Genomic DNA, 25,353 nt, shown 5'->3' with positions numbered 1-25,353 from the left:
GATTTAGCTCCTCTCCGCCGGTGCCGGATCGTCATCGAACGGGATGTGCGTGGCCGACCACGGGCGCATGGGCCGCTCCACTTCATCGATCAACCGCTCTTCCTCCTTGGGTACCATGCCGTTGCGCACCACCCGGGTCAGGTAGTAGACCCCGGCATAGAACACCACGCCGTAGACCGCGGCGTAGCCGATCAAGGTGAACAGCGCCATGCCGCCGGTCAGCGAGGGCGTCAGGCCTTCGGCGTGGGTCATGATGCCGTAGACCAGCCACGGCGCACGGCCCGCTTCGGTAACGATCCAGCCCGCCAGCACCGCGATGAAGGGCGTTACGCTCATCAGTCGCAGCAGCTGCAGAAAGCCGCGATGCTCATAGACACGGCCGCCGCGCCGCAGCACCAGCCCCGCAAGCGACACCGCAATCATCAGCAGGCCGATGCCAACCATCACCCGGAAGGCCCAGAACACCAGCGCTACCGGCGGCTGCTCCTCGGCGCTGACCTCGTTGAGGCCCGGCACCTCGCCGTCGAGGTCGTGGGTCAGGATCAGGCTCGCCAGGCGCGGGATCCCGACCTCGAAACGGTTTTCCTGGGCCGCCTGGTCAGGCAGCGCGAAGAGTAGCAACGGCACCCCCTCACTAGTCTCCCAGTTGCCCTCCATCGCCGCCACCTTGGTCGGCTGGTACTCCAGGGTATTGAGGCCGTGGAAGTCGCCCATCAGCGCCTGGGCCGGGGTCAGGAACAGTAGCAGCCACAGGCACATCGACAGCGCGCGCTTGTTGGCCTCCACGTCGCGCCCCTTGAGCAGGTACCAGGCGCTGACCCCGGCGACCACGAAACCGCCGGTGATGAACGACGCCAGCGCCATGTGCCCAAAGCGATACGGGAACGACGGATTGAAGATCGCCTCCATCCACGACACCACGAAAAACGAGTTGTCGGTGAACTCGACGCCCGCCGGGGTGTGCATCCAGCTATTGGCAGAGAGGATCCAGAAGGTCGAGATGAAGGTACCGATGGCGACCATGATCGCGGCGAACAGGTGAACCCCCTGGGGCACCTTGCCGCGGCCGAAGAGCAGCACCCCGAGGAACGCGGCCTCGAGGAAGAAGGCGGTCACCACCTCGTAGCTGAGCACCGGCCCCAGGAAGTTGGCAGCGGCCTGGGAGAAGTTGCTCCAGTTGGTACCGAACTGAAACGACATCACGATGCCCGACACCACCCCCATGCCGAACACCACCGCGAAGACCTTGGTCCAGAATACCGCCAGACGCTCCCAGGCGGGGTTCTCGGTCTTGTAGAACAGGCCGTGCAGCAAGGCGATATAGGACGCCAGCCCGATGGTGAACACCGGAAAGATAGCGTGGAACGAGACCACGAAGGCGAATTGGATGCGTGACAGGACGAGCGGATCAAGCTCCATCATCATACTCCCTACGAAGACACTGACTCGGAACGCCGCGGTTGATGCGAGCAGGTGGCGCCGCGCCACCACGTCTTGTCACTCGGGCCAAACAGGCCGTTGCGCATTCCTCTGCGACCGGCGGGGCATTACCGCCCTAAGCCTAGACGCTTAGCGGCATTAGCACCCATGTCCGGCGCCGGTTGGCGCCGCTGGGGTCATGTTACGTATAGGAGCCGTACAACTAAAGAAGGTTTCTTCGCTAACGGTGTGTCGCGTTGCCGCAGCTTAGATGATGGCGCGGCGCACCCTGGCCGACACCCACTCCGAGGCCAGTACCGTGACGAAGATCATCACGAAGATCACGCTGACCTGATTCCAGGCCAGGCTGTTGATCGCCGAGTTGAGCTGCAGCCCGATGCCCCCGGCACCGACCAGGCCGAGTACTGTCGATTCGCGGATGTTGATGTCCCAGCGATACACGCTGATCCCGGCGAAGGCCGGCATGACCTGGGGCAGCACGGCGTAGTTCATCACCTGCATGCGACTGGCCCCGGTGGCGCTGATCGCCTCCCCCGGCGTGGGGTGGATCTCCTCGATGGCCTCATAGAGCAGCTTGCCGACGAAGCCGATGGAGCGAAGCGCAATGGCGATGATACCCGCCAGCACCCCCGGCCCCAGGATAGTGACCAGCAGCATCGCCCAGATCAGCGAGTTGATCGAACGCGAGGCGACGATGATCACCAGGGCCGCGCTGCGGATCAGGGGGTGCGGGGTGGTATTACGCGCGGCCAGGAAGGCCACCGGAAACGCCATGGCGATACCCAGCAGCGTACCCAGGGTGGCGATATTGATGGTGTCCCACATCGGCTTCCACAGCCGATGGGCATAGGCCCACTGCGGCGGCAGCATACGGCTGATCAGATCGCTACCCTGGCGGCCGGCATCATGGACGAATACCCACATGGTGCTGTCGGAAATCAGCTTCCAGCACAGCAGGAACAGCGACATGCCCACCAGCCAGCCGAGATAGCCCAGCCACTGGGCGCGACTGGTGCGCAGGCGCCAGATCGGTTCGCCCTGCTGATTAGTCGAAACAGGCATTGGATATCCTCGGTTATTGGGTCCAGCGGCGCACGTGGCTGGAGCTGTACTCACACAGCAGCACGATGCCAATGATGATCAGTAGGATCGCCGCCGAGGTGTCGTACTCGTAGCGGCTGATCGAGGTATTGAGGGTCGCGCCGATGCCGCCCGCGCCGACGATGCCGATCACTGCTGATTCTCGGAAGTTGATGTCCAGACGGTACATGGAGAGACCGATCAGACGTGGCATCACCTGTGGCTGCACCGAGTGATTCATGGTCTGCCACCAGCTGGCGCCGGTCGCCCGTACCGCCTCGACCTGACGCCAGTCGAGATCCTCGATGTCCTCGGCGAGCAGCTTGGCCATGAAGCCGATGGTGGCAAACGCCAGGGTGATCATCCCCGCCAGGGGGCCGAAGCCGAACATCACCACGAACAGGATGGCGATGATGATCTCCTGGAAAGTCCGCGACACGGTGATGATGCCGCGACACAGCAGATAAACCGGCAGCGGGGAGATATTACGCGCCGCCCCTAGCCCCACCGGAATCGCCAGCGCGATACCGATCACCGTCGAGGTCAGGGTCATGGTCAGGCTTTCCAGCAGGCCGTTGACGATATCGCCGCGGCGGCTGACGAAATCCGGTTGGGTAAAGGCGGCCAGGAAGTTGAGCCCGCGGCTCATGCCTTCGGCGACCCGCGCCCAGTTGACGCTGATCGAGCTCAGCGCCAGCACCAGATACACCAGTACGCCGAGCACCAGCAGCCAGCGCAGCCGCGCATCGCCGATCAGCGGCAGCGGGCGCCACTCGCCCTGCTGCGCCCGTTGCTCACGCAGCGCACTCATCACTCGCCTCCCACGGCCAGCAGCGGCCTGGGCGCTTGAGACGCCTGGGGGACATCGTCGGCGGCGCCCTCCTCGTCGCTACTCCAATCCTCCTCACCGTAGATGGTGGTGAGAATCTCGGCGTTGAGTTCGCCGGGCTTGCCGTCGAAGACGATCTCGCCGGCGCGCAGCCCGACGATGCGATCGGCAAACTGCCGCGCCAGGGCCACGTCGTGAATATTGATGATCGCGGCCAGGTTGCGCTCGGCACACAGCTCACGGATCAAACGCATGATCTGGCGCGAGGTCTTGGGATCGAGGCTTGCGGTGGGCTCATCGACCAGCAGCAGCCGCGGGTCCTGCAGCAGGGCACGGGCGATCCCCACCCGCTGGCGCTGACCGCCGGACAGCGCGTCGGCGCGCTTGTCGAGCGCGTGAGTCAGGCCGACACGTTCGAGCAGGCGAAACGCCTCGACCACGTCCGCCGCGGGGTAGCGGCGCAGAAAGCTGCGCCAGAAGCCGACGTAGCCGAGCCGCCCGGAGAGCACGTTCTCCATCACCGTGAGTCGATCGACCAGCGCGTACTCCTGGAAGATCATCGCCATCGTCCGGCGTGCCTGGCGCAGGCGGCTCGAGGAGAGGCCGATCAATTCGACACCTTCGAGATCTATGCTGCCGCCGCTGGGCTCGACCAGCCGATTGACGCAGCGAATCAGGGTGCTCTTGCCGGCCCCCGAGGGGCCGATCAGCGCCATCACCTGGCCGCGGGGCAGCGATAGATGAATATCGTTGAGGGCCAGGTCGCCGGTGGCATAGCGCTTGGTCACCGCGCTTAGGGTAAGCATCAGAGTATCTCCCGTCGCGTCACGCCAACGGGAGAGCATTGGCTCTCCCGTTGGCGGCCGTCATGTAATGGCAGCGATCAGTCGCAGTCGTAGGTGACGTCGTTGGCATCGGCGATGGTGCGGATCACCGCCCAGTGCTCTTGATAGGTGATCGGGATGAACTGCGATTCACCGGAGTTGGCGAACTCCTCCTCCAGCGCGCTGCCCTCCCAATCGAAGGTCTCAAAGGCCTCCTTGACGCTGTCGGCGAGCTCGGGGTGCAAGTTGTAGACGTGGCCGTAGGCGGTGGTCGGGAAAGTCTCCGAGGTATAGACGATGTCGTAGTCGCCCTCGTCGACCACGCCGCGGGAAATCATCCGCGCGGCCACCGAGTTGGCAATGGCGGCGGCATCGTAGTCTTGGTTGACCACACCGAGGATGGAATTGTCGTGGCTACCAGAAAACGCCGTTTCGTAGTCCTCGTCGGCCTCCAGGCCGTACTCGGAGCGCAGCAGCGCGGAGGGGGCGCGGAAGCCCGAATTGGAGGTTTCCGAGGTGAAGGCCAGATTGCGTCCGGCAAGGTCCTCGACGCTCTCGATACCGCTGCCCGGGTAGGTGATGATCTCCATCTCATAGCCGAAGGAGCCATCCTCGGAAGCCATCATGGTGAAGGGCACGAAGCCTGAACAGTTGACCGCCACCGGCACGCCGCCGGTATTGAAGCCCGCCACGTGAAGTCGGCCGGCGCGCATCGCCTCGAGCTGGGCCGAGTTGGACTGCACCGGGAAGAACTGCACGCTTTTGCCGGTGACTTCCTCCATATGCTCGAGGAAACCCGCCCACACCTCGGCGTAGACCGCTGGGTCTTCGACCGGCGTGTAGGCAAATACCAGCGTATCCGGGTCGACCCACTGCGACTCATCGCTGGGTGCGTCGGCCACCAGGTCGCCATCGGCGTCGCTGAAGCGCTGCGCCAAATCGGCGCTGGCCAGGCTCGAAAAGAGCACCAGGCCGGCGGCGCCAGTGCCTAGCAGGGTGCGATACATTGCATGGGGAAATGCCATGGGAGTGCCTCGTCTTGGTAGGGTCTACGAGGCACTACCCTAGGCGGCGTGGATGACACTCAGGCAACGGTTGCGTGTCGTTTCAACGACAGTGCGATGACACTCAGGGAACCAGTACGCTGCCGACCAGATAACCGGTATAGGCGACGAACAGCGCCAGCAGCGTCGCGCCCTCGTAGCGATTGATGCGGCCCGGGCGACCCCGCCAGCCCAGCGCAAACAGCGCCAGCAGGCCAGTCATCACGGCCATCGCCAGCCAGTCGCGGGCCAACACCTCGGGGCCCGCGTCGATAGGCGTGATCACGCCGGCGAGCCCGACTACCGCCAGGGTATTGAACAGGTTGGAGCCGACCACATTGCCCAGCACCAGGTCGTGCTCGCGACGGCGCAGCGCGCTGATCGACGCCGCGAGCTCGGGCAGCGAGGTCCCTACCGCCACCACCGTCAGGCCAATGATCAGGTCGCTGACGCCGAAGGCCGCTGCAATCTCCACCGCGCCCCACACCAGGATCCGCGAGCTGACGATCAGCAGCGTCAATCCCAGCAGGGTCCACAGCACGCCGCGCGACAGCGACATCGCCTGCTGCTCGAGGCTGTCGGCGGTGTCGCTGGCCAGCGCATCCTCGCGGCCCGCGCGCTGGCGGCTGCGCCAGATGCTGAAGCCGATGAACAGCGCCAGCGCCACCAGCAGCACGGCGGCATCAATGCCGCTGATCACCCCGTCGCGCAGCTGCCAGGCCGCCAGCAGGGTCACCGCGCCCAGCATCGGCAGCTCCTGGCGCAGCACCTGAGAGTGCACTGCCAGCGGCGAGATCAGCGCCACCAGCCCCAGGATCAGGCCAATATTGGTGATGTTGGAACCGTAGGCGTTGCCCAGTGCCAGTCCCGGACTGCCCTCCAGCGAGGCCAGCGCCGAGACCATCAGCTCCGGGGCCGAGGTGCCGAAGCCGATCACCAGCATGCCGATCAGCAGCGGCGACAGCCCCAGGCGTCGCGACGTGGCCACCGCGCCATCGACGAAGCGCTCGGCGCTCCACACCAGAATCACCAGCCCAACCACGATCGCCGCCAGCGGCAGCCAAATCTCCATATGCCGTCCTCTTCATAACCCCGGAGACCACTTGCATCGAACATTCACGATTGAATGTTTAACTGTGGTATCACAGTCGGCATAATGCCAGACTGGATGGGCAGCACGGCACTAATTCAGTGATTGCCGGCCCACCCCTCGACGGTAACGCTGACCATGACCGACACCGCCATCGACACGCCTCAGGCATCAGGATCACCGCCCCGCACGCGGCGGCGCCTGCGCGCCTGTCATGAATGCGACCTGGTGGTGGCGTTGCCGCCGCTGCGCGCCCGCGAGCGCGCCGACTGCCCGCGCTGCGGCCATACCCTCAGCAAGCGTCACTATCGCCCGGCCCAGCGCAGCATGGCGCTGGCCTGCAGTGCCCTGATAGCGCTGATGATGGCGGTGAGCTTTCCGTTCATCAGTTTTCAGGTCGGCGGCGTCGGCAATCGCATCGAACTCTCCGAGACCGCCTCGACCATGCTCGGCTTCCATCAGCCGCTGGTGGCGATTGCCGTAGCGCTGACCATCATCGTGCTGCCGGCGGTCTATCTGTGCGGCATGATCTGGCTGCAGTATGGGCTGCTCAGGCGCCAACCGATGCCGTTCAGCCGCGGCATCGCCCGTTCGCTGTCTCACCTGCATCCGTGGATGATGGCCGACGTGTTCATCATTGGTGCCCTGGTCAGCCTGATCAAGGTCGCCGGCATGGCGCAGATAGAATTCGGCGTGGCCTTCTGGGCGTTCTGCGTCTTCGCCATCCTGCTGCTCTACACCACCCAGTCGGTGGACTCGGACTGGATGTGGTTCTCGCTGGCCGGCGAGCCGCTGGCCCCGCGCGGCGTGCGCACCGGCGAGACCGCGGCACCCCAGCGGGTCACCGGCTGCCCCACCTGCGGCCTGGTCAACCGCCTCACCGCCGACGGCCATGGCCAGTGCCGACGCTGCGGCGAGCGGCTTCATGCCCGGCTGCCGCACAGCCTGCAGCGCACCTGGGCGCTGCTCGCCGCCTCGGTGGTGATGTATGTCCCGGCCAACGTCTATCCGATCATGACCACCACCACCCTGGGCCACACCTCCCAGTCGACGATCATCGGCGGCGTGGTGGAGCTGTGGCAGATGGGCGACTGGCCGGTGGCCACGGTGATCTTCGTCGCCAGCGTGGTCGTGCCGGTGGGCAAGATCCTGGCCCTGGCCTGGCTGTGTCTGATGATCAATCGCAGCGACGAGTTGAGCAACGCCACGCGCACCACCCTATACCGAATCACCGAGTTCATTGGCCGCTGGTCGATGATCGACGTCTTCGTGGTCGCCATGCTGGTGGCACTGATCCGCGCCGGCGCCCTGATGTCGATCACACCCGGGCCTGCCGCGCTCGCCTTCGGCGCAGTGGTGGTGCTCACCATGCTCGCCGCCATGACCTTCGATCCGCGCCTGATCTGGGACGATCCGCCCCGCCGCGCCACCACCGAGCCCGCTGCTCGAGGAACCGCCTGATGTCAGAAGACCGCCCCGCTGCTCTCCCCCACAAGGCCAAGCGCCGGCGCCAGCGGCGTATCTCGCCGATCTGGATCGTGCCCATCGTGGCCGTGCTGATCGGCCTGTGGCTGGCCTATGACAACTATCTGCAGCGCGGCACCCAGATCACCCTGGTGATGGACAACGCGGAGGGCATCGAAGCCGGCAGCACCCTGATCAAGACCCGCAACGTCGAGATCGGCCGGGTCGAGCGGGTCGGCCTGTCGGATGACCTGCGCAGCACCGAGATCGTGGCGCGCATCAGCCCCGACGCCGAGCGCATGCTGGTCGACGACACACGCTTCTGGGTGGTCAAGCCGCGCATCGGCCGCGAGGGCATCAGCGGCTTGGGCACCGTACTGTCGGGCGCCTACATCCAGCTGCAGCCGGGCAGCAGCGAGTCGCCGCGGCGCGACTTCGAGGTGCTCGACCAGCCGCCGATCGCCGCCCAGGACGCCGAAGGGATTCGCATCAACCTGGTCAGCCAGCTGGGTAACTCGCTGCGCGTCGGCGACCCGGTCACCTACCAGGGCTATACCGTGGGACGTGTCGAAGACGCCCAGTTCGACGCCGCCAATCGTCAGATGCGTCAGCGGCTGTTCATCGAGAGCCCCTATGACGTGCTGGTCACCGAGAGCACGCGCTTCTGGTCGGCCAGCGGTATCGACCTGCGCCTCGATTCGGAAGGGGTGCGCGTCAACGTCGAGTCGCTGGAGGCGCTGCTGGGCGGCGGCGTGACCTTCGGCGTCCCCGAGGACGTGCCGCTGGGCCCGATGGTCGAGCCCGACACCACCTTCAGCCTGTATCCCGACGAAGACAGTGCCCAGCAGGGCAGCTTCAACCGTTACCTGGAGTATGTGCTGCTGATCGATGGCACCGTCCGCGGCCTGTCGCGCGGCGCCCCAGTCGAGTTCCGCGGGGTACGCATCGGCACCGTGGCCAGCGTGCCGTGGAACTTCAGCGCGACCCAGCCCGAGGGACGCCAGGGCTTCGCCATCCCCGTGCTGGTGCGCATCGAGCCGCAGCGCATAGGCAATGACGATGACGATGCGCGCTTCGACCTGGAAGAGTGGGAAACGCGCTTCGAACGCCTCTTCGACATGGGCCTGCGCGCCTCGCTGAAGTCGGGCAACCTGCTCACCGGGGCCATGTTCGTCGATCTCAATTTCCAGCGCGACCTGGAGGGCGAGTACGTTGCCGAGGTCTTCGAGGAGCGTCGCGTGTTCCCGACCACCACCGGCGGCTTCGCGCAAATCGAGGCCCAGGTCGGCAACCTGCTCGACAAGCTCAACAACCTCGAGATAGAACCGCTCCTCAGCGGGCTCGACCGCAACCTGGCACAGTCCGAGGCGATGCTGGAAGAGGTGCGTGAGCTGACCGGCACCTTCCAGGCCATCGTCGACGATCCGGCGACCCGCGAGATGCCCGACAACCTCAATCGCAGCCTGATCGAGCTGCGCGAGACGCTCTCGGGGCTGTCGCCGGAGTCCGATGCCTATCGCGAACTGACCGGCGCCATGCAGCGCCTCGAGCGCCTGATGCGCGACCTGCAGCCCGCGGCGCGCACCATCAGCGAGCAGCCCAGTGCGCTGATCTTCGATCGTCGCAGCGGTGATGACCCCGAACCACGGGCACCCCGCGACTAGGTGAAACTTCGCGCACGATAGACCATCATAGCGCCCACCGGCACGGCTCCGGCCGTGCCGCCTGACAGGGAGATCGCCACGTGTCGACGTTTCGTTCACGCAACCGTTTCATCCCATGCCGCTGGCGGGCTATCGCCGTCCTGCTGCTTCTTGCCCTGCTGACCGGCTGCGCCAGCGGTGGCGGCAACGGCGCCCAGCGCTACAGCCTGCCGGAGGGCGCCCAGCCCAGCCCGCTCAGCCGCGGCGAGGCACCCGCCGAGCGCTTGGTGGTATCGCGGGTGCGGGTCACCGACTACCTCGACGCCGAGGGCATCGTCATGCAGCTCGACGACATCACCCTCAACCGCGCCCGCCAGCATCTGTGGGCCGAGGACCTGCCGCGCCAGCTGCAGCGCGGCTTGCGCCAGCGTCTCGCCGAGCGCCTTCCCGACACCCAGGTACTGGGGGACGATAGCCGTCGTGACGGGGCTTACGAGCTGCGCCTCGACGTCACCCACTTCCAGGGCCGGCACGACGGCCGGGCCATTGCCCGCGGCGAGTGGCAGCTGCGCGATGCCAGCGGCGAGGTCATCGCCCTGGAGCCGTTCTCGGCGAGCACCACCCTCGATGCCGATGGCTATCCGGCACTGGTGCGCGCCCTGGGCCACAGCTGGGACGCCGTGGCCGACCAGTTGGCCGACCGCCTGCGCGAATTGCGCTAGGCTGACGTAAGAGCGTCTGACGACCCACGCCTTCATCCCGCACAGGAATCATGACATGGACGATCAGCAGCAACAGCGGCATGCCCTGGCCCTCGACCTCAAGGACCGCGCCGAACGTGTCGAGCATGCACTCACCCAGGCCATCGACAGCCAGGATGCCACCGAGAAGCGTGCGCTGCTGGGCCAGGCACTCGAAGATATCGTCGCCCTCGAGGCTCTGACCGAGACGCACCCCGACATCCAGCTGCCGCCGCTGGCACGGATTCGCCAAGGGATGGCCGGGCTGGCGCTGATGCTCTACCGGCAGGGCGCCTGCGATGGCCTGAGCGACGACCAGCAGCACGCCTTCCTCGACGCCCACGCGGCACCGCTGACCGCCGTGGATGGCGTCGGTACGGTGACCGCCAGGCGCCTGCTGCTGGCCGGCGTGACCAGCGTCGAGGCACTGCGTGCGCTGTCCCGCGAACAGCTCGAGGCCATCCCAGGCATTACCAACGCCACCCTGGCACGCCTCCAGGCCGGTCTTAGTCAGTAAAGGATGCAACTGCCCCTAAGCGAAGGGCGCCGGGGACAGGCCGAAGAAGAGTGCAAGAGGGGGCGATGTCTGTCATCATATTGCGCTGCGGCACTTTACGGTCCCCTCTTGCCGCACCTGTCATCGATTTTTTTCACGTCGTGCCCCGGGACTCACGCCTCTCACCTGATACAGAGGCGAGCGGTCACGTCGTGCTATCCGGAGTTTGCATGAGCTTTTCCGACCTCGGCCTGCGGGCCGAACTGCTGCGCGCTGTCGACGAACAGGGCTATACCACCCCTACCCCGATCCAGCTAAAGGCGATCCCTGCGGTACTCCAGGGTGGCGACCTTCTCGCCAGCGCCCAGACCGGTACCGGCAAGACCGCCGGCTTCACCCTGCCGCTGCTGCAGCGCCTGGCCGACGGCCCGCGCCCCAAGCCGCGCCAGATCCGCGCCCTGGTGCTGACCCCGACCCGTGAGCTGGCCGCACAGATCGGCGAGAACGTTACCGGTTACGGCCGCTACCTCAAGCTGCGCTCGCACGTGATCTTCGGCGGCGTCGGCCAGCAGCCCCAGGTCGACGCCATTCGCGGCGGCCTGGATATCCTGGTGGCCACCCCCGGCCGACTGCTCGACCTGCACCAGCAGAAGCACATCGACCTCTCCCAGGTCGAGACCCTGGTGCTCGACGAAGCCGACCGCATGCTCGATATGGGCTTCATCCACGACATCAAGAAGATCCTGCGCGTGCTGCCGCAGAAGCGCCAGAACCTGCTGTTCTCGGCGACCTTCTCCGACGAAATCCAGCGCCTGGCCGGCGGTCTGCTCGACAACCCCACCATGATCGAGGTGGCGCGCCGCAACACCACCGCCGAGCTGGTCGACCAAGCCGTCTACAAGGTCGATCGCGAGAAGAAGCGTGAGCTTCTGGCGCACCTGATCAGCACGCAAAAGTGGTACCAGGTACTGGTCTTCACGCGCACCAAGCACGGCGCCAACCGCCTGGCCGAGCAGCTCTCCAAGCAGGACATTCCGGCCATGGCGATCCATGGCAACAAGAGCCAGTCGGCGCGCACCAAGGCGCTGGCCTCGTTCAAGGCGGGTGACCTGCAGGTGCTGGTCGCCACCGATATCGCCGCCCGCGGCCTGGACATCAGCGAGCTGCCCCACGTGGTCAACTTCGAGCTGCCCAATGTCGCCGAGGACTACGTGCACCGTATCGGCCGTACCGGCCGTGCCGGCAGTGAAGGCAAGGCGGTATCGCTGGTGTGTGTCGACGAGCACGGCCTGCTCAAGGGCATCGAGCGGCTGATCAAGCGCGATCTCGAGAAGCACATTGAGCCCGGCTTCGAACCCGATCCCAACGCCAAGCCCGAGCCGATCGAGAACGGTCGTCGCGGCCAGCAGAAGCGCAGCGGCGGCGGTGGCCGAGGCAACGCCGGCGGCCAGCGTGCCAGCGGCAACCGCAGCGACCAGCCGCGCCGCAGTAGCGACGACGCCCGCGCACCGCGCCGGCGCCGCGGTGGCCGCTCCAAGCAGGCCTGAGCGTGATGCGCCACTCCACGAATGGCCACCCCCAGGGGTGGCCATTTTCGTTAGCCATCCGCCCGTGGCGCTGCTGCTAAATTGTCAGTGCCGACGGCGGCGAGTACTATCCTAGCCATACCCCCGGGATGAGAACGAGGCATCATAGCCCGCCCCCAGGGTCCGCCAGGATCGAATGCAGGGAACCACCGTGCTATCAAGCAGCGACACTCCTCCAATCAGCGCCAGCGGCGCCAACTCCGATGACGGCTACTGCATTGCGCTGCAGCCGATATGCGATGCCGACTTCCAGCACGTCGGCGATGAGCTGCTCTACCGGGCCAGCGCCAGCGACGCCCAAACCAGCGTCGGCGATCCACTGCTGGCCACCGCGCGTGCCAGCAGCATGGCCATCTACGAGATCGGACTCGATAAGCTGATCGGCGATCGACTGCTGTTCCTCAAGGTCTCGCGGGAGTGGCTCGAGCGCCCGGAACTGCTGCCGTTTCCGTCCGACAATGTGGTCATCGAGGTGCTCGACGACGGCACCCTCCTCGACGACCTGATGGAAGCCCTGGTGCTGATCAAGCAGCGTGGCTATCGCCTGGCCCTGGATGCCAGCGCGGTACTGCAGGGCGATGTCGCTGCGCTGAGCAGCCTGGCCGATATCATCAAGCTGCGCCTGGATGATGCCATCCCCGCCGCGCAGCTCGAGGCCTTTGGCGCCGCCGACTGCCAGCTGCTGGCCCAGCGCCTCGAGACCCGCGAGGACGTCGAGACGGCCAAGCAAGCCGGCTGCACACTGTTGCAGGGCTTCTTCTTCGCCCAACCGAGTAACGTCGCGCCGCCCACCGCGAGTCGCCGAAGCAATCCCAGCATTCAGATCAAGCTGATCCGCGAACTCTACCGCGAGATGGTCAATATCGACCGTCTGGCCGATATGATCGCCCAGGATCCGCACCTCTATTTGATCGTCATCAAGCGTGCCAACTCCAGCTACTATGCCCAGAGCGGCGGCAGCAGCCTGCGCCGCAGCCTCCAGGTGCTCGGCATCAACGAACTGCGCACGCTGGTGGCCACGGTGATGCTGGCGCAGAACGGTCCGGTCTCGCGCCTCACCCTCAAGCACGCCCTGACCCGTGCCACCATGTGCAAGCACCTCGCCGCGCCCTTCTCACAGCTCGACGCGGAAGACGCCTTTACCACCGGGCTATTTTCGTTGATGGACACCATGCTGGGGGTCGACATGGCCGACCTGCTCGCTGAGGTCGAACTCAACGCGGCGATTACCGCCGCCATTCGCGACGGCAGCGGCCAGCTCGGGGCGATTCTGACCATCGCACGCGACTATCAGGCGTTCGACGCCCTCGATGAGAGCGAGCAGGCTCGTCAAGCGCTCCCCCCCAATGCCCAGCTGCGTGCCGCCTATCTGGGGGCCGTGCAGGAGACCCAGGCACTGATGAACAGCCTGCAGGACGACAGCTAGCGGATAAAGCGGTTATAGCCCCTGAGCACCGCGACGCAGCCAATCGTGCATGAAGACCAACTTGCGGCGCGTTGTTTCGGAAAGCACGAAGGGATAAAGATCCGACAGCCCCATCGCACGATTGATGTGATTAACCGCCAGGACCTGGTGAGTCGCGACATGAATCAAGCGTTCGGCATCCGCCTCCATGTAGGGATCCCAGCCGTGGTAGGGCAGCTCGTTGGAGGACAGCCCGGCGGCAACGAAGCTATCGGCGATATCGGTGAGGTGCAGCAGATGGGCAGCGGTTTCGGCCCAGTCCTCGTGTGGGTGCGCGGAGGCATAGGTGCTGACGTAGCTAGAGCGCCATCCCGCCGGCGGTCCATTGACATAGTGCCGCTGCAGGGCCTCGGCGTAATCCTCGCGCTCGTCGCCGAACATCTCGCGGAAGGCATCGAGAAAATCTTCGCGCAGGCTGAGACGCCACCACAGCATGTGCGAAATTTCATGGCGCATATGGCCGATCATGGTTCGATACGGCTCTTCGAGGGCCTCACGGCGGGTCGCGCGCAGCACCGGATCCGCTTCCGCCACGCTGATGGTCACCACGCCCCCCGCGTGCCCCATGGCAACCGGCGTCGGCCCCTCGGCCAGCATGTAGAACACCGGCGGCGCGCCGGGGTCCTCCGGGCGGAACCAGTTCCAGCGACCCAGGTTATCCAGCACCCAGCGCTTGGCGGCCTCGGTCTTGGCCCAGTGGGGCATGGCATCGGGAATCGCGGGATCCGGGGCCAGCGCGGTCATGGCGCAGGCGCGACAGAACGCCCCCTGCTTGGGGGCGATCCAATTGCAGCCAATAACATCGCGGTTGGCGCAGAACGGCGGCATGGTAATCATGGCCCTGGCCTGCGGGTCATAGGCGACGGGCGTGCCGGTGGCAGTGGCGAGGTTATCGAACCACAGAGACCCGGGACCGACCGGGTTGGCAAAGACGCGCATAAGGCAGTCCCTCCTGGACAGCGCCAGAGCGCAGCGCTCTGGTAAAGATAGCGGCTGAATGCAGCACTCCATCTCACAGCCTACCATTGATGCGGCAGGCACCCAGCCAGCTGGCGCTTCACGGAGGAAAAATAGTGGTCGACGACATGCCGCGCGGGGAGCGTCTCAGCCGTGGCGTACCCGCTAGGTCAAGCGTGCGCGCAGCCGGGTCACCGCCTGACTATGTAGCTGGCAGACCCGCGACTCGCTGACTCCCAGGACCGCGCCGATCTCCTTGAGGTTGAGCTCTTCCTGGTAGTAGAGCCCGAGCAGCAATTTTTCGCGCTCGGGCAGCAGCTCGATGGCGTCTACCAGCCGCTGGCGCTGCTCGCCGTCTACCAGTGCGGCGAACGGCGACGGTGGAGCGCCCTCACCGCTGCCCGGCTCGACGCCTTCCGCTACCAACTCCTCGTAGGGCAGCAATTGGCCGCCGTTGGCATCGGCCAGCTGCTGATGGTACTCGGCAAGCTCGATGCCCAGCTCGTCGGCGATCTCCTGCTCGTCGGCGGCACGCCCCAGGCGCTGCTCGGTGCGGCGCATGGCTTCGTCCAGTGCCCGCGCGTTGCGGCGCACGCTGCGTGGCACCCAGTCACGGCTACGCAGCTCGTCGATCATCGCACCGCGAATACGCTGGCTGGCATAGGTGGTGAAGCTCGCGCCCTGCCCCGCATCGAAACGGTTCAAGCAGTCGAGCAGCCCTACCATGCCGGCCTGGATCAGGTCGTCGAGTTCGACGCTGGCCGGCAGTTTGACCTGCAGCGCCAGCGCCTGGCGGCGCACCAGCGGCAGGTACTGCTCGAGCAGTGCGCCTTGGTCGATCTTGCCCTTTGCCGTATACATCGCTGTCGTTGCGGCCTCAGTCACCTGGAAATCGGATCATGCCCGTTGGGCAATTGCATCACGCTGGCATTATCGCGCGTCGACAACCAGCGCCATGCCGTGAATAGCCTCAATGGCCGAGGGTTTTTTGCGCCTTTGGCTCGCCAGCACGACGATGGTCAACGATCACCTGCAACCCGCTCACCTGCACCGGCCGCCCCTGCGCCAGCCGGAAGCGGAAGCGTAGCTGCGCGTCCGCCGACAGCCCCGCCAGCGACTCGCTGCGCCCGCGCGGGGCGTTGAGACGCACACAGCGCTGGGGATGGCATAGCCAGGCGTCCAGCTGCGCGCCCGGCGGCACGCTGTACTGCCAGGCAACGCCTGCGACCTGGGCCCCGGGCGGCACGGCGCCAACCAGCGCCTGACTCTGGGTATCGCGACCGGGCACAGCCACCCGCACGCCCTCGGCCTGGGCCACCCAACTGCCCGACACCGGCGCAGGCCCCGCCGCTGCCTCGGAGACGCAGACAAGCAGGAGTGCCAGCAGCCCCCAGCAGGATCGCCGGGCGCTCATGAGGACGGCTCCGGGTGACGCACCATCAGCAGGCGAATCCCGAGGAACTCGGCGGCAGCCTGGCGCAGGTTGTTGAGCAGGCCGCGCGCGCTGCGCGGCCGCGGATGCAGCACCAGCAGGCCACTCGGACCGCCGCGCTCCGCCAGCCGCCTGAGCAGGCGATAGCTGCGGCGGAAGGCATCCGGGTCGCTGTCGACCCACAGCGCCCAGCGCGTTTGCTGGGTCGCCAGGGTCATGAGGTGGGGGCTGTCCTCGGCAAGCGCCACCACCCGCCAGGCGCTGGCATCACCGACCCAGGCCTGGCCCAGGCGCCGCCACTCCTCGAGCAAGCGATAGACCCGGGCGGTGTCAGCATCGGGCATCCCCACCACCATCAGCGTGCGCTGCGGGGCAGACGCCGGCGACGAATCAGCGCACGGCGCCGGCGCACGGCTTGGGGTATCCGCAGAGGGTGACGTCTCGGCGTGCTCACCGGCCCACTGTCGCAGGCCTGCAGCCTGGTCCCTGAACGGCGTGCTCGACATCTCAGGCGGCCACCTCGCGGAACACATCCCGCGCCGTGAACAGATGAATCAGGGCATCGAGCAGGGTCGCCGCCTGGCGGCTGCGCTGGCTGCCGAGCAGGGCGAGCAGCTGTGCGCGCACGTCCATCGCCCAGTCGCCGTCGTCAGCGGCCAGGTTCAAGGCCACGCTGGCCAGCCCGTGGGCGAGCTGCAGGCGCAGCTCGACGTCCATGCCATCGAGGCCGGCATCGGCCAGCCCCTGCCAGGCGCGGCGCGTCATACCCGGCATCTCGCTGAGCAGCAGCTGCTGGGCGATCAGCCCCGCGGGGCGCGCCTCATGCGGCTGGGGCGCCAACCAGTAGCGCTGTGCCAGGCGCTTGCCGCTGTCGCGGTCGACCGGCGTGGCGGTGAACAGCGACAGCGGCATCGCCGTCTCGCTGCCACGCCGGGGAGCATAGCCCACCGACACCTGCTGCAGGGCAAGCGTCAACCGCCGGCCCTGGTGACGGCACGCCAGTTCGTCGTGCAGCGTCGCCAGCGTCGCCAGCTCCGCAACGGCCACCCGCCGGTCGTCGACCAGCACCCGCTGATTGGGCTTGGCCGCCGCCAACCACGGTTGCTGCCAGGCGCTCAGCCAGGCCAGCGCATCGGGTGCCGGAAGCGAGCCCATCACGTGGGCCTGGGGGCCGAGCTGCTGAGCACTCCACTCGAGTCGCTCGGCGTCGCCGGCCGGCAGTCGCTGGGCCTGCCAGCCGCCGGCCAGCAGTTGGCCCTGCCCAGTGACCGCCCCGCACGGCAGCCGCCAGTCGCAGCCGTTGACTCGCTGGGTGCCCCACAGCAGGGTCAGGGCGCTGCTTTCACCGGCCTCGCGAGCCACCGTCAGCTGAGCCGCATGCAGCCCTTCGAGCGCGTGGCGCTGACGCGCCAACGGCTCAGCGGCCAGCTGCCAGGCCGCCTCCACCAGCGCGAAGCCAGGCTGGTGGGCATGCAGAGCATCGAGTGCCGCGCGCAGGGCACGCCCCTGCCCCAGTAGTCCCCGCGACAGCGCCGTAAGACGTTTCTGGCCGCTCGCCAACGGTTCGCGCAGGGCGCTGAACTCCGGCGTAAAGGGCGAATCGCCCTCGACCGTCAAGGCATCGTCCACCAGTGCCCCGGCCTCGGCCAGGCTGAGGTCCTCAGGTACCTGCTGGCCGTGGGAGACATAGTGCAGACGCAGCCCGTGGCGAATCACGCTGTCCAGCAGCGGCCCGAGTCGCGCCGCTTCATCGCGCTTGGTGAGGATGCAGTCGTCGAGGCGATTGTTGGCCGCCCGCGCCGCCTGGCGGTAGCTGAGAATCACGTCCTCCAGGGTGTCGCCGTGGCTAGCGGCGTTGAGCAGCAGCAGCAGCCGCACCCGGCGCCCGCTAGCGGAGAGCTGCTCGATCTGGTGCACCAGGCGCTGGTCGCGCTGGCTCATGCCCACGGTGTCGATGATCACCAGCCGCTTGTCGGCGAGCCGTGCCAGGGTCTCGTCGAGGGGCGCATCGGCGTCCTGGGCATGCACCTCGACGCCCAGCAGCCGGGCATAGATGCGCAGCTGCTCGTGGGCGCCGATGCGGTAGCTGTCGGTGGTCACCAGCGCCACGCCTTCACTGCCATGGCGCATCACATAGCGCGCCGCCAGCTTGGCGGTGGTGGTGGTCTTGCCGACGCCGGTCGGGCCGACCAGCGCGATGATGCCTCCCGCATCCAGCAGCGCCGCCTCGTCGCCGGGCGTGCTGAGCCGTGCAGCAAGCTGGCGGCCCAGCCAGGCATCCTGCGCCTGCGTATCAGCCGCCGACGCCAGTTCGGGCGGCAGCTCGGCGAGCAGCTCGGCGGACAGGCGGGGACCGACCCCCGCCGACCACAGCCGCTGGTGCAGCCGCGTCAGAGGATCGCGGTCGCCGCGCTGGTCACGCTGCTGGCGCCCCAGCATGTCGCGCATCTCCTGCATTTCGCCGAGCAGTCGTGCGCTGAGCGCAGCAAAGTCGGGCTGCGCCGCTGCCGGCGCCTCGGCCGCCGGCGACGGCTCGGTGTGGTGCTGAGGCGTTGACGGCGGCCGGCGCACCGCCGCCTGGCTGGCATAGGCTTGAGCCTGGCGCGAGGCATCGGCGGGCGAGCGCAACCCGGGCACCGGCGACGCCGCCTCGGCAGGCGTCGATGCCGTCATGCGGCCATGGGCATCGTCGGCCAGGGCGAGGACCTCCACGCCGCCGTCGACGTTGCGATTGGAAAGAATCAGGGCGTCGTCGCCCAGCGCAGCACGCACCTGGCGCATGGCCTCACGGCTGTTGACGCCGAGAAAACGTTGAACACTCATCGCACGCCCCTCACAGGCTGGAATTCAATGGCAGATTCAAGGCGCCGGCTCATCCGCGCGCCCCTACCGTACTGGTCACACGCAGGGTGCGGTCATCGGGAATCTCGGCCTGGGACAGCACCACCAGATGACGAAGTCGACGCCGCAGGAAGCGCGACAGCACCGCGCGCAGGCTGTGCTGCACCACCAGCACCGGCGGCTCGCCGGCCATTTCCTGACGGCTGAGCGCCTCCTCGGCCTCGCGCATCAGGGTATCGGCGAGCCCCGGCTCGAGTGCACCGCCGTTGTTCATGGCCTGCATCAGCACCTGCTCGAGGTTGGCATCCAGTCCGATCACGTGCAGCTCCTCGCCACCGGGGAACCACTGCTGGGTGATCGAGCGGCCCAGCGCCACGCGCACCACCTCGGTGAGGCTCGCCGCATCGCTCTGCGGGCCGGCGTGCTCGGCCAGGGTGTCGAGGATGGTGCGCATGTCGCGGATCGACACCTCCTCGTCGAGCAGGTTCTGCAGCAGTCGCTGCAGGGTGGTGAGGGTGATCGCCTTGGGCACCACGTCCTCGACCAGCGCCTTGTTGTCCTCGCCGAGCTTGTCGAGCAGCTGCTGCACCTCGCCGCGGCCCAGCATCTCGCTGGCGTGGCGGTGCAGCAGGTGATTGAGATGGGTGGCCACCACGGTGCCGGCATCGACCACGGTATAGCCGTAGACCTGAGCGTGCTCGCGCTGCGCCGTATCGATCCATACCGCCGGCAGGCCAAAGGCCGGATCGGTGGTTTCGGTACCCTCGACGTGCCCCGACACCTGCCCCGGGTCGATGGCCAGCCACTTGCCCGGGAAGGCGTCGCCGCGGCCCACTTCCACGCCCTTGAGCGAGATCACGTAGGTATTGGGCCCCAGCTCCAGGTTGTCGCGGATATGCACCACCGCCGGCAGGAAGCCGACGTCCTGGGCGAATTTCTTGCGCACGCTCTTGATCCGTCCCAGCAGCTCGCCCTGCTGGCGATGGTCGACCAGCGGAATCAGCCGGTGGCCGACCTCCAGGCCCAACGTATCGACCAGTTGGACATCGTCCCAACTGGCCTCTGGCGCCTCGGGCGCCGGCGGCGGTGCCGCGCTGATCTCCTGCTCGGCGATGGCGCTCTCCTCGCGGCGCATCAGCCACCAGGCCAAGCTGCCCAGCAGCGCGGTGAAGAACAGGAACACGAAGTTGGGCATCCCCGGCACCATGCCCAGCAAGCCCATTACGCAGGCCGACAGGATCAGTACCTGGGGATTGACGAACAGCTGGCTGATCATCTGCTGGCCGACGTCTTCATCGGTGTTGACCCGCGACACCGTCACGCCCGCCGCGGTGGAGATCACCAGCGCCGGGATCTGCGCCACCAGGCCATCGCCGATGGTCATCAGGGTATAGGTGCGCGCCGCGCTGCCGAAGTCCATGCCGTGCTGCAGCATGCCGATCAGCAGGCCACCGATGATATTGACCACCATGATCACCAGGCCGGCCATGGCGTCGCCACGCACGAACTTGCTGGCACCGTCCATCGAGCCGTAGAAGTCGGCCTCCTGGGCCACCTCAGCGCGCCGCTTGCGCGCATCGTCCTCGCCGATCAGGCCGGCGTTGAGGTCGGCATCGATGGCCATCTGCTTGCCGGGCATGGCGTCGAGCATGAAGCGCGCCCCTACCTCGGCAATGCGCCCGGCGCCCTTGGTGATGACCATGAAATTGATGACGATCAGGATCAGGAACACCACCAGGCCCACCGCGAAGTTGCCACCGACCAGGAACTGGCCGAACGCCTCGATGACCTTGCCCGCCGAGTCGCCGCCGCTGTGCCCTTCCATCAGGATCACCCGGGTCGAGGCGACGTTCAGCGACAGCCGCAGCAGCGTGGTGAACAGCAGAATCGCCGGAAAGGCGGCGAAGTCGAGGGGTTTCTGGGTAAACATGCTGACCAGCAGCACCATCACCGCCAGCGCGATATTGAAGGTGAAGAACATGTCCAGTGCGAACGGCGGCAGCGGCAGGATCATCATCGACAGGATCATGAGGATCAGGATCGGGCCGGCCAGCAGTTTCATGCGCACGTCGCCCATCCAGTCGCGACGGCCCAGCAGATCAGTCAGCGCTCTCATCGAGGCTCCTCGGTTGCATCATTCTCTCCAGACGCCGCGGCGTTAGGCGCCTTGGCATCGAGTTCGGCCGGGACCGCCAGGTCAGTGGGCGTCTCGGGCATCGCCTCCACGCCGTCCTGGGCGCGCTTGAGGCGGAAGGCCCAGGCCAGGACCTCGGCCACCGCGGTATACAGCGCTGCGGGGATCTCGCGGTCGAGGTCGACGTGGTGGTAGAGCGCGCGGGCCAGCGGCGGCGCCTCGAGCAGCGGCACGCCGTGCGCTTCGCCCATCTCGCGGATTCTGGCAGCCACCATGTCGGCGCCCTTGGCCACCACCCGCGGCGCCGACATCAGGCCATCGTCGTAGCTCAGCGCCACCGCGTAGTGGGTCGGGTTGGTGACGATCACGTCCGCTTCGGGGACTTTGCTCATCATGCGATTGCGCGCCATCGACTGCTGCTGCGAGCGAATCCGCGCCTTGAGGTGCGGGTCACCCTCCGACTCCTTGTGCTCACGCTTGACCTCTTCCTTGCTCATGCGCAGCTTCTTGGCGTGGCTCCACAGCTGGTAAGGCACGTCGATCAGGATCACCACCACCAGCGCCAGGACGATCAGCCCGCAGGCCAGTGCCGCCAGCTGCATGGCGCTGGCCAGCGCCTGCTGGATCGGCATGTCCATCAGGCTCAGGTAGCGACCGCGGTTGGTATACAGGAAGGTCAAGGCCACGCCTCCCACCAGCAGCGACTTGGCGATCGCCTTGAGCAGCTCGATCACCGCCTGGACACCGAACATCCGCTTGAGCCCCTTGAGCGGATTGAGCTTCGACAGCTGCGGCTTGAGCGACTTGGCGGAGATCAGCCAGCCGCCGAGCAGTGCCGGCGCCACCAGCGCCACCACCATCAGCAGCAGGAACAGTGGCAGCATGGTCAGCAGGGTGTGCTGGCCGATGTTGAAGATATGCGTCAGCATCGGCATCACTTCGAAGGCGTGCCGGCGCTCGAACAGGAACGCCTGCTCCATGGCCAGGCCCAACTGGTCGTAGAGCATCGCGCCCATGGTGTAGAGCCCTATCACCCCGCCCAGCAGCAGCATGAAGGTGGTCAACTCACGGGAACGCGCAACCTGGCCATCGTCGCGGGCCTTCTGCAGGCGTCGCGGCGTGGCTTCTTCGGTCTTTTCCTGATCGCTGCTCTGTTCGGCCATGGCGCGTGGGCGTCTTCACGAGGCTGAGGGGTGGACGCTGGCCATTGTCGGGAAAGGGAGGCAAGGGTGATACGCCAAACAGCGCGGCAATCGTGGCGTTATTCACGACTACCGCGCTGTCGGCATTGGGCAAGGGCGTACTGACGGAGAGGCTAGAACCCCAGCTCGTCGAGCAGGTCGTCGACCTGGTCCTGGGAACTGACCACATCGGCGCCCTCGGGCTTGATCTGCGGTCCGTTGAGCAGCGACTCCTCACGCTTCTTGGCGTCCGCTTGCCACTGGCCCTCGGCGCGGCGCTGCATCTTCTCGCGCTCCTCGCCTTCGGGCACGCTGTCGAGCAGCACCTGCACCAGCTGATGCTCGATCTCGCGGATCACCTCCATCATCTTCTTGATGACCTGGCCGGTGAGGTCCTGGAAATCCTGGGCCATCATGATTTCCATCAGCTCGGCGCTGGTGGCCTGGGTCTGGGCCGGCACCTTGCCCAGATAGCTGCGGGTCTCCTGAACCAGCGCCTTGGCCTCGTCGAGCTCCATGGGGTTCTCGAACCACGCCTGCCACTGCTTGTCGAGCGCCTCGGCCTCACTGCCCAGCGTATCCTGGATGGGTTGGGCGCGATCGATGGCATTGAGCGCGCGGTCGGCGGCCTGCTCGGTCATCGACGCCACGTAGCTCAAGCGGTCACGAGCATCGGGAATCGCCTCGGCGGCGCGCTCGATCTCCTTGTCGAGGCCCAGCTCGCGCATGCTCTCGCGCAGCATACGCGTCAGGTGGCCAATGCGGTGAACCAGGTCGTCGCCGCCGGCCGCCCCCTGGGCAGACGCACGCTGTGCATCGCTCATAATCGTCATCTCCTTGAGGCCGGCTGTTGGCCATCGATGAGTGAAATCAGCCTGCTCACATGCCCAGCTTCTCGAAGATCTTGTTGAGCTTCTCTTCGAGGGTCGCGGCGGTGAACGGCTTGACCACATAGCCGTTGGCGCCGGCCTGGGCGGCAGCGATGATGTTCTCTTTCTTGGCCTCGGCGGTCACCATCAGCACCGGCAGGTCCTTGAGGGCGTCATCGGCGCGGATCTGCTTAAGCATCTCCAGGCCATCGAGATTGGGCATGTTCCAGTCCGACACCACGAACTCGAAGTTGCCGCTGCGCAACTTGGCCAGTCCATCCTGGCCGTCCTCGGCCTCTTCCACGTTGGTGAAGCCCAGCTCCTTGAGCAGGCTACGCACGATGCGGCGCATGGTCGGAAAGTCGTCCACCACCAGAATACTCATGTTCTTGTCGGCCATCGGTGTTCCTCGTTACGTCATGGCGGTCGATCAGGGCCGGCGCGGCCGGCCCGCTAGGGGCGTTACGTCGCGGGCGACGCGTTCAGAATTCTTCCCAGTCATCCTCGGTCACCGGCTCGCGGCGTTTGCGAGCGGCCGGCGCCGGTGTTTCTGCGGGCGGGCGGGCCAACTGGGCGGGCGCCTCGCGCCGCGCGCCGCCTTCCGCCTGCGGCAGGGCCTCATGCTGCGCGGCGCCGTGCAGGCGGAATACCGCGACTGCCTGCTCGAGCCGGTTAGCCTGATCCTCCAGCGAGACGGCCGCGGCCGCCGCCTGCTGTACGAGGGCGGCGTTCTGCTGCGTCACCTCGTCCATCTGGCTGACGGCCTGGCTGACCTGCTCGATGCCATCGCTCTGCTCCTGAGAGGCGGCCGAGATCTCATCCATGATGTCGGTGACGCGCTTGACCGCGGCGACCACCTCCTGCATGGTCTCGCCGGCCTGTTCGACCAGCGTCGAGCCTTCCTGTACCTGGGACACCGAGCTCTCGATCAGGGTCTTGATCTCCTTGGCGGCATCCGCGCTGCGCCCCGCCAGGTTGCGCACCTCGCCGGCCACCACCGCAAAACCGCGGCCCTGCTCGCCGGCCCGCGCCGCCTCCACCGAGGCATTGAGCGCCAGGATATTGGTCTGGAAGGCGATCGAATCGATCACCCCGGTGATATCGGCGATCTTCTGCGAGCTGCCGGAGATACCGTGCATGGTGGTAATCACCCGGTCGACCACCTCGCCGCCGCGGCTAGCGGTGCTCGAGGCATCCAGGGCCAGCCCGCTGGCCTGGCGCGCGTTGTCGGCATTCTGCTTCACGGTCGCGGTCAGCTCTTCCATGCTGGTGGCGGTCTCCTCGAGCGACGCGGCCTGCTGCTCGGTGCGCGAGGAGAGGTCGGCGTTGCCCGTGGCGATCTCGCGGGTGCCGACGTGGATCGAGTTGCTGCTCTGGCGCACGTCGCCGACGATGCGCATCAGGCTCTGCTGCATATTGCGCATGGCGTTGAACAGCTGACCGATCTCGTTGCGTCCTTTGACCTGGATCTCCTCCGAGAGGTCTGCCTCGGCAATCCGCTCCAGGCTCTCCACCGCCCGGCCTAGCGGCTGCACCAGCAGGGCGCGCAGCACCACGAACAGGGCGATCACCAGCACTACCACCAGCGCCAGCATGCCAAGCGCGAGCCAGGAAAAGAGCTGCGCCTGGCGGTCGTAGGCGGCGCGCTGTTCTGTCACGCGACTCCCCGCATGGCTGACGAAGGCCGCCGAGGCCTCGGCCAACTGCTCGCCGGGCTCCTGCATATCGGAGCGCACCCGGGCAAAGCCGCTGGTATCCATCTGATCCAGGGTCACGACCTGCTCTCGGGCCATATCCATCAAGGTGGCAAAGTGTTCGACGACCGGCTCGGCCAGCGCCTCACCCTGGGGCGTTTTCGGGCTATCGACGAAGCTCTGGAAACGCGTCTGGGCACGGTCCAGGAACCCTTCAGCCGCCTCGCCGGCCTCACGCGCCTCGCCCATGCGACCGACCATCATATGCCCCAGGCCCGACTCGAGATTGACCCGCCCCTGGTTGAGGAGCGCTTCGGCGCGGTTGAACTCGTTGAGCTGGTGATCGCTGATCTGCGTCTGCAGCTCGATGGTCTGGTTGGCGCTGCGTGACGCCAGCGAGCTGAGCACCAGCAGCGCGCCAAACATCACGATAAAGGCAGCCAATACCACATTTACCAGCAAGCTGATCTTGAGGTTGCGAAGTAGTCCCATCATCCCGGCGTATCCTTAATGGTAATTTTTTAACCCCGCCCGCCATCCAACGG

General features: G+C 66.5%; 22 protein-coding genes. 6 read left to right on the top strand and 16 right to left on the bottom strand.

Annotated elements, in window-relative coordinates:
* Positions 1–3: 3 nt before the first annotated feature.
* From BWR19_08835 to BWR19_08810, 6 genes are all read right to left on the bottom strand, one after another.
* On the bottom strand, positions 4–1,419 hold the full coding sequence (locus BWR19_08835; GenBank protein APX93022.1) for a cytochrome ubiquinol oxidase subunit I: 1,416 nt from the start codon (positions 1,417–1,419) through the stop codon (positions 4–6).
* A 267-nt stretch (positions 1,420–1,686) separates the two neighbouring features.
* Positions 1,687–2,502: a phosphonate ABC transporter, permease protein PhnE gene (locus tag BWR19_08830; protein APX93021.1), complete on the bottom strand. Its 816-nt coding sequence runs from the start codon at positions 2,500–2,502 to the stop codon at positions 1,687–1,689.
* A gap of 13 nt (positions 2,503–2,515) precedes the next feature.
* On the bottom strand, positions 2,516–3,331 hold the full coding sequence (locus tag BWR19_08825) for a phosphonate ABC transporter, permease protein PhnE (GenBank protein ID APX93020.1): 816 nt from the start codon (positions 3,329–3,331) through the stop codon (positions 2,516–2,518).
* On the bottom strand, positions 3,331–4,155 hold the full coding sequence (locus tag BWR19_08820) for a phosphonate ABC transporter ATP-binding protein (protein ID APX93019.1): 825 nt from the start codon (positions 4,153–4,155) through the stop codon (positions 3,331–3,333). The genes BWR19_08825 and BWR19_08820 overlap by 1 nt, the downstream gene beginning before the upstream one ends.
* A 77-nt stretch (positions 4,156–4,232) precedes the next feature.
* Positions 4,233–5,198: a phosphonate ABC transporter substrate-binding protein gene (locus BWR19_08815; protein APX93018.1), complete on the bottom strand. Its 966-nt coding sequence runs from the start codon at positions 5,196–5,198 to the stop codon at positions 4,233–4,235.
* A gap of 103 nt (positions 5,199–5,301) precedes the next feature.
* Complete coding sequence (locus BWR19_08810; protein ID APX94967.1) at positions 5,302–6,282, bottom strand: calcium/sodium antiporter; 981 nt, start codon at positions 6,280–6,282, stop codon at positions 5,302–5,304.
* A gap of 162 nt (positions 6,283–6,444) precedes the next feature.
* Between BWR19_08810 and BWR19_08805 the strand changes: the two genes are divergently transcribed.
* From BWR19_08805 to BWR19_08780, 6 genes are all read left to right on the top strand, one after another.
* Positions 6,445–7,767: a paraquat-inducible membrane protein A gene (locus BWR19_08805; protein ID APX93017.1), complete on the top strand. Its 1,323-nt coding sequence runs from the start codon at positions 6,445–6,447 to the stop codon at positions 7,765–7,767.
* A complete protein-coding gene (locus BWR19_08800; GenBank protein APX93016.1) occupies positions 7,767–9,434 on the top strand; it encodes a mammalian cell entry protein in 1,668 nt (555 codons plus the stop codon). Before BWR19_08805 ends, BWR19_08800 begins: the two co-directional genes overlap by 1 nt.
* 110 nt (positions 9,435–9,544) lie before the next feature.
* Positions 9,545–10,135: a hypothetical protein gene (locus tag BWR19_08795; GenBank protein ID APX94966.1), complete on the top strand. Its 591-nt coding sequence runs from the start codon at positions 9,545–9,547 to the stop codon at positions 10,133–10,135.
* 55 nt (positions 10,136–10,190) lie between these two features.
* Complete coding sequence (locus BWR19_08790) at positions 10,191–10,670, top strand: hypothetical protein (GenBank protein ID APX93015.1); 480 nt, start codon at positions 10,191–10,193, stop codon at positions 10,668–10,670.
* 209 nt (positions 10,671–10,879) lie between these two features.
* The gene (locus tag BWR19_08785) at positions 10,880–12,196 is read left to right on the top strand and encodes an ATP-dependent RNA helicase RhlE (protein ID APX93014.1); all 1,317 of its coding nucleotides are present in this window, start codon (positions 10,880–10,882) and stop codon (positions 12,194–12,196) included.
* 175 nt (positions 12,197–12,371) lie between these two features.
* A complete protein-coding gene (locus BWR19_08780) occupies positions 12,372–13,661 on the top strand; it encodes a hypothetical protein (GenBank protein APX93013.1) in 1,290 nt (429 codons plus the stop codon).
* Positions 13,662–13,673: 12 nt separating this feature from the next.
* Here BWR19_08780 and BWR19_08775 read toward each other — a convergent pair whose 3' ends face one another.
* The 10 genes from BWR19_08775 to BWR19_08730 form a co-directional block, all read right to left on the bottom strand.
* Complete coding sequence (locus tag BWR19_08775) at positions 13,674–14,639, bottom strand: hypothetical protein (GenBank protein APX93012.1); 966 nt, start codon at positions 14,637–14,639, stop codon at positions 13,674–13,676.
* A gap of 183 nt (positions 14,640–14,822) precedes the next feature.
* On the bottom strand, positions 14,823–15,518 hold the full coding sequence (gene fliA, locus BWR19_08770) for an RNA polymerase sigma factor FliA (GenBank protein ID APX93011.1): 696 nt from the start codon (positions 15,516–15,518) through the stop codon (positions 14,823–14,825).
* Between the two features lie 109 nt (positions 15,519–15,627).
* A complete protein-coding gene (locus tag BWR19_08765; protein ID APX93010.1) occupies positions 15,628–16,071 on the bottom strand; it encodes a hypothetical protein in 444 nt (147 codons plus the stop codon).
* A complete protein-coding gene (locus BWR19_08760; GenBank protein ID APX93009.1) occupies positions 16,068–16,595 on the bottom strand; it encodes a hypothetical protein in 528 nt (175 codons plus the stop codon). The genes BWR19_08765 and BWR19_08760 overlap by 4 nt, the downstream gene beginning before the upstream one ends.
* Position 16,596: 1 nt before the next feature.
* Complete coding sequence (locus BWR19_08755; GenBank protein ID APX93008.1) at positions 16,597–18,912, bottom strand: flagellar biosynthesis protein FlhF; 2,316 nt, start codon at positions 18,910–18,912, stop codon at positions 16,597–16,599.
* A 49-nt stretch (positions 18,913–18,961) separates the two neighbouring features.
* Complete coding sequence (locus tag BWR19_08750; protein APX93007.1) at positions 18,962–21,046, bottom strand: flagellar biosynthesis protein FlhA; 2,085 nt, start codon at positions 21,044–21,046, stop codon at positions 18,962–18,964.
* On the bottom strand, positions 21,043–22,227 hold the full coding sequence (locus BWR19_08745) for a flagellar biosynthesis protein FlhB (GenBank protein APX93006.1): 1,185 nt from the start codon (positions 22,225–22,227) through the stop codon (positions 21,043–21,045). The genes BWR19_08750 and BWR19_08745 overlap by 4 nt, the downstream gene beginning before the upstream one ends.
* A 152-nt stretch (positions 22,228–22,379) precedes the next feature.
* Positions 22,380–23,069 carry a protein phosphatase CheZ gene (locus BWR19_08740; protein APX93005.1) on the bottom strand — a complete coding sequence of 230 codons (690 nt, stop codon included), beginning with the start codon at positions 23,067–23,069 and terminating at the stop codon, positions 22,380–22,382.
* A 55-nt stretch (positions 23,070–23,124) separates the two neighbouring features.
* Complete coding sequence (locus tag BWR19_08735) at positions 23,125–23,514, bottom strand: two-component system response regulator (protein APX93004.1); 390 nt, start codon at positions 23,512–23,514, stop codon at positions 23,125–23,127.
* A gap of 82 nt (positions 23,515–23,596) precedes the next feature.
* Positions 23,597–25,303: a methyl-accepting chemotaxis protein gene (locus BWR19_08730; protein APX93003.1), complete on the bottom strand. Its 1,707-nt coding sequence runs from the start codon at positions 25,301–25,303 to the stop codon at positions 23,597–23,599.
* Between the last annotated feature and the right edge of the window lie 50 nt (positions 25,304–25,353).

This window comes from Halomonas sp. 1513 (assembly GCA_001971685.1).
In the GTDB taxonomy this organism is placed as follows: Bacteria; Pseudomonadota; Gammaproteobacteria; order Pseudomonadales; family Halomonadaceae; genus Franzmannia.
This window is presented reverse-complemented; position numbering and strand designations above follow the sequence as displayed.